The following is a 6,876-nucleotide window of genomic DNA, read 5'->3' as shown; positions in this document are numbered from 1 at the left end:
CATCTTCGATTGTAAAACGAAGATATTTTACTTCACGGTCGACCGTCATCGGCTTGAATTCCCAGCCTGTACATTCCCGTTCGTAAAGGAGTTCCCAGCGTTCGCCGTCACGGGAAGTTTCCACCTTATGCTTGTAAGAAGAACTGTCTTTCTGAAAAAGGATACGGCTGGCGGCTACATAAGCCGGGCGATCCAAAGACAAGGTAATCACCTGCGGGAGTTTATCTTCCCCGGCGATCCACCAGCTATGATCGTCGTTGTCGGTTATATTCGAAGCAGGATAGCCGTTCTGGCTGCTACCGACCTGTACGGAGGCGATCTTTAAACGAGGCTTCTCCAATATACGCTTCTGCCAGGAAGAAGGTTTCACTACTACATTCTCTTCTTCATTACCGGTAAATACGGCATGTTCTCCATCCGGCAGACAAGCGATTTCGGCAGGAGCCGTTCTAACTCCGGCCTTCCCGGAAAACAGACCTTCCGCGGTGGCTTCAACCGTTACATTTCCGGCATTCTTCGTCGTCCGTATAAAAGCAAAACCGATACCGCCTTCGACTTTTTGCGGATCGATACCGATACGGCTGATCGTGTCGCCGATCAATGTACCTTCACCGGATACCGTGATTCGTATCTCCTGTTGCGAGTTATAGACCAAAGAGCCATTCTTATCGCAAACCTTTATATAAACAGGGATCATATCCGAACCGTCTGCTACAGGTATAATATCATCGGTTTTGATATCGACAACCAAATGATCCGCTTCTTCCGGTGTCGTCACACTGTGGACAGCCACCACTTTACCATCGATCAGCGCTTCCGCCCTCAATGTTCCGGACTCATACGTTCCGGCATTAAAGATAAAAACAGGGCTACCCCCTTTCTCGACTATCGGACGATAGGACGGGGTTCTTTCCTCCCGCGTCTGCTTTCCAACCGGTTTATCGTTACGGTATAACCGTACCTCATCACAATTGGAGAAGACCGTAATATCTGTCGTGGACGAACTAAAATATTCCGAAGCATTATAAGAAGCTATGAAAACCATCGGCCCGTCATACAACCCCGGCTGGGAAACCGATTTATCGCGCATACTCTGCAACATGAAATAACTGAACTTCGGATAACGGTTAATATCGACCACACCGCTATACATCGTTTCATCCTGGCTTCCGCGGGCATAATCGTTGTAGCTCCAAACGAAATGACCTCCCATGTGCGGATTGGCATCCAGCATGCACCAATCAAAATAGCCGTTTCCATTCAACTGTTCGAAACGGCTACGACACTGGCGCATCTGTTCTTCTTCGTTTTCCTTCAGGCTGACACGCGGCTTCTCTCCCGCCCCGTCTCCCCACTCACGGGTAAACAGGGGTTTGACCGAAATAAAATCTTCAGGATAATTACTCATCACATCCCCGTCTTTCGGAAACCTGGATACCTGCTTATAAAAGACATCATAATAAGGTTCCATATCGGCATGTCCGAAATAATCACCGGCAGTGTACATCTGATCCCCATGATATTCCGCATGGGATAATTCCTGTATCTCTTTCGCCAGGGAAACCGGATAACGCGATTCGTTCAATGCCGTTTCCCAGAGCACGACGGAAGGATGGTTACGGTCACGGCGGATCATCTGCCGTCCGATGTCATAAAGACGCTCGATAAACGTAGAGTCCGGATTATAGAACTGCCAGCCCGGAATACATTCGACGACCAGCAGGCCATATTTGTCGCAAGCATCCAGAAAGGCCGGGTCAGCCGGATAGTGGGCGGCACGAACGGCATTATAACCTCCGCGTTTCAGGTCGATCACATCCCTGACCTGCATCGAGTTGGAGGCCGCATCACCCACATTGGCAAAGGCCTGATGGCGGTTGGCTCCGCGCATATACAATCTCTCTCCGTTGATGAAGAAACCTTCTTCCGCCGTATAACGGATCGTACGAATACCGATCTTTTCATTCGTTTCATCCAGTACGCGACCTCCGGATAGCAATTGTGTTTGCAACGTATAGAGATAGGGTGTATAAGGATACCACAAGTTCGGGCGGTCGACAACCAGATCCTGTTCCACCGTGTCGTCCGACTGTTTTTGCACATGTACCGGAGTCTCCGCTCGCGCAACTACACGGCCTGTGGTATCTTTCAACAGAGAGAGTAGCGTCAATTCCCGATCCTTGTCCGTCAGGTTACGGATATGCGTGGACAGATGAGTCTTCGCCTGTTCTCCGGTGACTTCCGGAAAGGTTACGAACTGTCCGCCGCCGGCTACTTTATCTTCCTGCAAAGGATCTGTTATATAAATCTTATCGGTAATAACCATTTTCACATCCCGGTAAATGCCGCTGTAATAATAGAAGTCCATCCTATCCTGCGGCTTTCCCGGAGGTGTCAGCGGATCGTATCCGGCAGAGACACGGACAGCCAGCACATTGTTGCCGTCCCAGTCGACGCGATCCGTAAGGTCTGCCACAAATCCCATATAACCGCCATGGTGCGTCGTTATCTTTTCTTCATTCAGATAGACATCACAGTTTGTCATGACTCCTTCGAAAGAAACCACGACACGCTTATCCTTGTATTTCGCAGGGAGTTTGAAATAACGACGATACCAGCCAATGCCGTCATAGATGGAGTTACCCCCGCAATGCTTTGTTTCCAGTTGCATGATATGGGGTATGACGGCAGGTATCCAGCCGGAGTCGTTCAGGTCTGTTTTATGTCCTTCTTCCACATCGCCCCGGTAGAAAGCCCAGCCGGTGTTCATATCCAACACCTGCCGTCCGGAAGAAGAAGAGCAGCATCCGTATCCCGAAAGAAGACAGATGATAAACAGGATGAAACGGAATGTTTTATAATACTTCATATACAATCGAGTGTTTTTCTATGCAAAAGAAGGGATATATCAGAAATAATCCGATATATCCCTCCCGATTAATCAATATAATATATCAAATACCTATTAATAACCTGTATTCTGTTTCAGGTTCGGATTCTTATCGATATAATCCTGCTTGATTGGCAGGTAACGGTTATGAACGGCAAATGAACGGTTTTCTATCAGGCTTGTACCGGATATCGTCGCACGTTTATACGGATCTGATTCATTGGTATTCACCGTACCTGATACACGGGTTAACGGGCCGTTCAGCACTGTCTCGGCTACCATCTTACCGCTGTCGTCTTTCCAGCGGAGGATATCGGCGCGGCGAAGGCCTTCCCCTGCCAGTTCGACAGAACGTTCGCGGCGGATCAATTCACGCAGTTTTGCCTGTGTAGCATACTTACCGCGGTCTACTGCCGGCATCCCGACACGGGTACGAATTTGATCCAACATACCGTATATTTCGGCAGACGGGCCATTCAATTCGTTTTCTGCTTCGGCATAACTCAACAATACTTCAGCATAACGGAAAATGATTACTGCGGCATTTGTAGCCCACATATCGGCATATTGCGATTTGTCCGACAGATATTTACCCCATGTCAATCCTGTCTTGGAAGCATTATCGGCGTCATCCGGATTGTTCGGGTTCTTTGCTTCGCCGATGGTTGCATCCAGTGTATTCAGGATACCGCCTTCCCAATCCATACCGGGGAAAAGAACGGTCATTGCCATACGCGGGTCACGATTTGCATACGGATGGGTGGCATCGTAACCGCTTCCGGCTTCTTCACGGGTCAAACCGTTACTCATTTCGTAGGCGTCTACCAGGTTCTGAGTCGGCACCATCGATGACCAACCTCCGTCGGCATTGTTATACATCGTTCCGATCATCCAGTTGTCATACAGGTTCTCGTCGCGCTGAAAAGATGCAATGATTTCTTTTGAACCTTGTCCTGCGATGGTGAAAAGATTGTCGAAGCTGGGATCCAATTCATATTGTCCTAAATCCATGATTGCCTTTGCTGCCTCTTTGGCACGCTGATAGTCGCCATAATACAAGGCTGAACGCATTTTGAGAGCCATAGCCGTTCCTTTAGCGATATATCCTCTTGCTGCAGGTGCAGCATTTAGCAGAGGAATGGCTGCATCGATTTCATCGTAAATAAATTTCTTTACTTCTTCTTCCGAATTACGGGCCACCTTTGCTTCATCTGCTGTTTCGTAAGACTCGATGATAGGCACACCGCCATACCACCAGTTCATGTTGAAATACTGGTAGGCACGGATGGTCTTTACCTGTCCGATCATGTTGTTTTTCTTCGTAGCGTCGGCAAACTCCAGAGGCTCGATATTCGTGAGGAAGTCATTGCAGCGGCGGATCATGGAGAAATCGTAATAATCCGCTACCTGATTACTGGCAGTCATACTTCCGTTACCGATGTTCTTCCAGTTTTCATGGATATGGTAGTTGAAACCGAAATCGGATCCGCAATCCCAATACATGATACCTGTCTCATCACCCCATCCGTCGTAACAGCCGATCAGGAATTTTTCTGCATCGGCTTCCGTCTTCCATGTCGTGGCAGGTGAAAGTGCATCCTTAGGTACAGTGTCCAAAAAGTCTGAACAGGATGTCCCGGCCAATGTCATTCCGGCCAGCATATATATAAATAAGCGTTTCATATTATATTCTTTTATTTTATTCATAACTAATCGTTCCTATTAGAATGTTATATTCACACCGAAAGCATGTGTCTGGGTCAGCGGGAAGCTGGAAGCACGTTCGCTCGATATTTCCGGATCGACACTGACAAGCATGTTATGGATCGTAAACAGATTTTCTACAGAATAATAAACGCGCAGGTTCTCGATACCGACTGGTTTCAGGATATTCTTCGGAATCGTATAACCGAATTGCAAGTTCTTCATACGTAGATAACTTGAATTCTGCAACCAGAAAGTCGACATTACATTGGATGATATACTCGGAGAAGTTGTCGAATAGGCGATGCGCGGCATTTTAGCATCCTGGTTATCCGGCGTCCAGGCGTCCAGCCATACGGTTGCAGGATGAGAGTCGTCACCATTGAAATAGCCTGTTACTTCCTGGTTGATCAAACGATGTACACCGGCTGCACCCGAGAACATCATGGAAAGGTCGAAGCCTTTATAACCGGCAGTCAGATTCAGACCGAACGTAACGGAAGGATCTTTCGATCCGGCCATGATACGGTCGTCTGCCGTTATCTTACCATCGTTGTTCGTATCCTGGTAAATCAGGTCGCCACCTTTGAACTTACGGGTACCGAACGGATAGCCTTCTTGTTTCGAGTACTTATCCATCCAGGCCTGGGCTGCATCGTCGGAGCTAAAGAAACCGTCTGCTTTGTATAAACGGTAAGAGTTCAGACGTTCGCCTACACGGCGGAGGATGTTGCTGTTATCGGGGTCTACCATGTCGGTTACACCACCCAGGTTGAGTATTTCATTCTTGTTGTAAGCAAAGTTTCCGGTCGCACCGAATGACCAGTCGCCCCAGGTATTATTGTAGCTCAATACGATTTCGATACCTTTGTTCACCATTTCGCCTACGTTATCTTTGTATGCTTCCAGACCAAATTCTTGTGGAACCGGAACGTCCATGATGATACCTGTTGTCTTTCTGTCGTAATAGTCGAATGTAAAGTTGATCTTGTTATTGATCGTCGCATCCAGACCCAGCCCCCATGTGCGGGCTTTTTCCCATGAAATGGTAGACAGTTTATAAGATTTCTGATAATAACCTGACTGTAAAGAACCGCCCAGCGGATATTTTGCATCCAGATTATAGGTATTCATCCACGGATAATAATCGGTCAAGGCATCCTGGTTACCCAGCTTACCCCATGAGGCACGTACCTTCAAGTTATTCAACCAACTCTTCGTGTTTTCCATAAAGCCTTCTTCGCTTATACGCCATGCGCCTGAGAAGGAAGGAAAATATCCCCAACGGTTGCCGTCGGCAAAACGGGAGGAAGCATCGGCACGGATATTAGCTTCCACGATGTATTTGCCCATGAAGTCATAGTTGACACGTCCGAACCAGGAGATCATTGCCAGTTCGCGTGAATAACCTTCGTTCTTCTGTGTAGCTGCATCGCCGGCATTCATGTCGGTCAGGTCGTTTGTCGGGAAGTTTTTACGTTCCATCTTGTTCTCGTTGTAGTCGTACTTCTCGGTATGCCAACCAGCCATGGCTTTCAATCCGTGTTTGCCGAATTGTTTGTCGTAATTCAGTAAAGCGTCGAAAGAGGCACGGTGCCAGCCGCGGAATTCTTCATTCAGCTTATTCGGTTCCGTCTTTTTGGTCGGACTGTATTCGATATATTTCTGGAAAGCACGGTAATGTTGCTGGTTGTTGACGTAAGATCCTGTAACAGTTGCCATCAGGCCGTCGATGATCTTATAATCGGCTGCCAATGTTCCTGAGAAGTTCTGATTTTTACGGTCTACTGTCTGATCTGCATCCAGCCAGGCAATCGGGTTACCATCTGAAATCGTGCCATACGTGCCGTCGTCGTAGCGGTTTACGATCCACGGGGCGATACGGTTCAGCTGGCGGATGATCTGATCGGAACTACCGCCGGCATAAGAGGAGTTCGGATCGGAATAGTCGTCGAAAAACTGTAAACCTAAAAAGCGGAAATTAGAAATTGAACGTAATACGCACTGATACAATTATTTGTGTCGTATAGTGGCTTTAGCTGTCTAACCCCTGAAATGCAAGAAAAAGCAGATTTGGGAAAAGGTTCAGTTACTTATCCGTTCCCTGTTTTTGAAATAGAAAAACGAGGTAAAACACTGAATTTCAAACGAAGTCAGCCAATAAAGGCGATTTTCTTTGGTAGTTGTCTTTAGTTAGCCTGTTAAGGCATTGTTAGTCTGTGGCTTCCATTCCTTTAAATAGCTCTGTTAGAAGTAATTTTATCACTTTAAAACAACAGAGT

2 protein-coding genes and 1 pseudogene are annotated in these 6,876 nt (G+C 47.3%); all 3 read right to left on the bottom strand.

What is annotated here, in order from left to right; genetic code table 11:
* The coding region (locus QZ076_RS21690; RefSeq protein WP_293717193.1) for a glycoside hydrolase family 2 TIM barrel-domain containing protein at window positions 1–2,869 on the bottom strand (2,869 nt) is incomplete at its 3' end.
* A 96-nt stretch (window positions 2,870–2,965) separates the two neighbouring features.
* A complete protein-coding gene (locus QZ076_RS21685; protein WP_293717192.1) occupies window positions 2,966–4,573 on the bottom strand; it encodes a RagB/SusD family nutrient uptake outer membrane protein in 1,608 nt (535 codons plus the stop codon).
* Window positions 4,574–4,612: 39 nt separating this feature from the next.
* A pseudogene (locus tag QZ076_RS21680) lies at window positions 4,613–6,547 on the bottom strand (SusC/RagA family TonB-linked outer membrane protein); the annotation flags it as partial.
* Window positions 6,548–6,876 lie beyond the last annotated feature (329 nt).

It is taken from the genome of uncultured Parabacteroides sp. (assembly GCF_905196875.1).
Lineage (GTDB): Bacteria > Bacteroidota > Bacteroidia > Bacteroidales > Tannerellaceae > Parabacteroides.
This window is presented reverse-complemented; position numbering and strand designations above follow the sequence as displayed.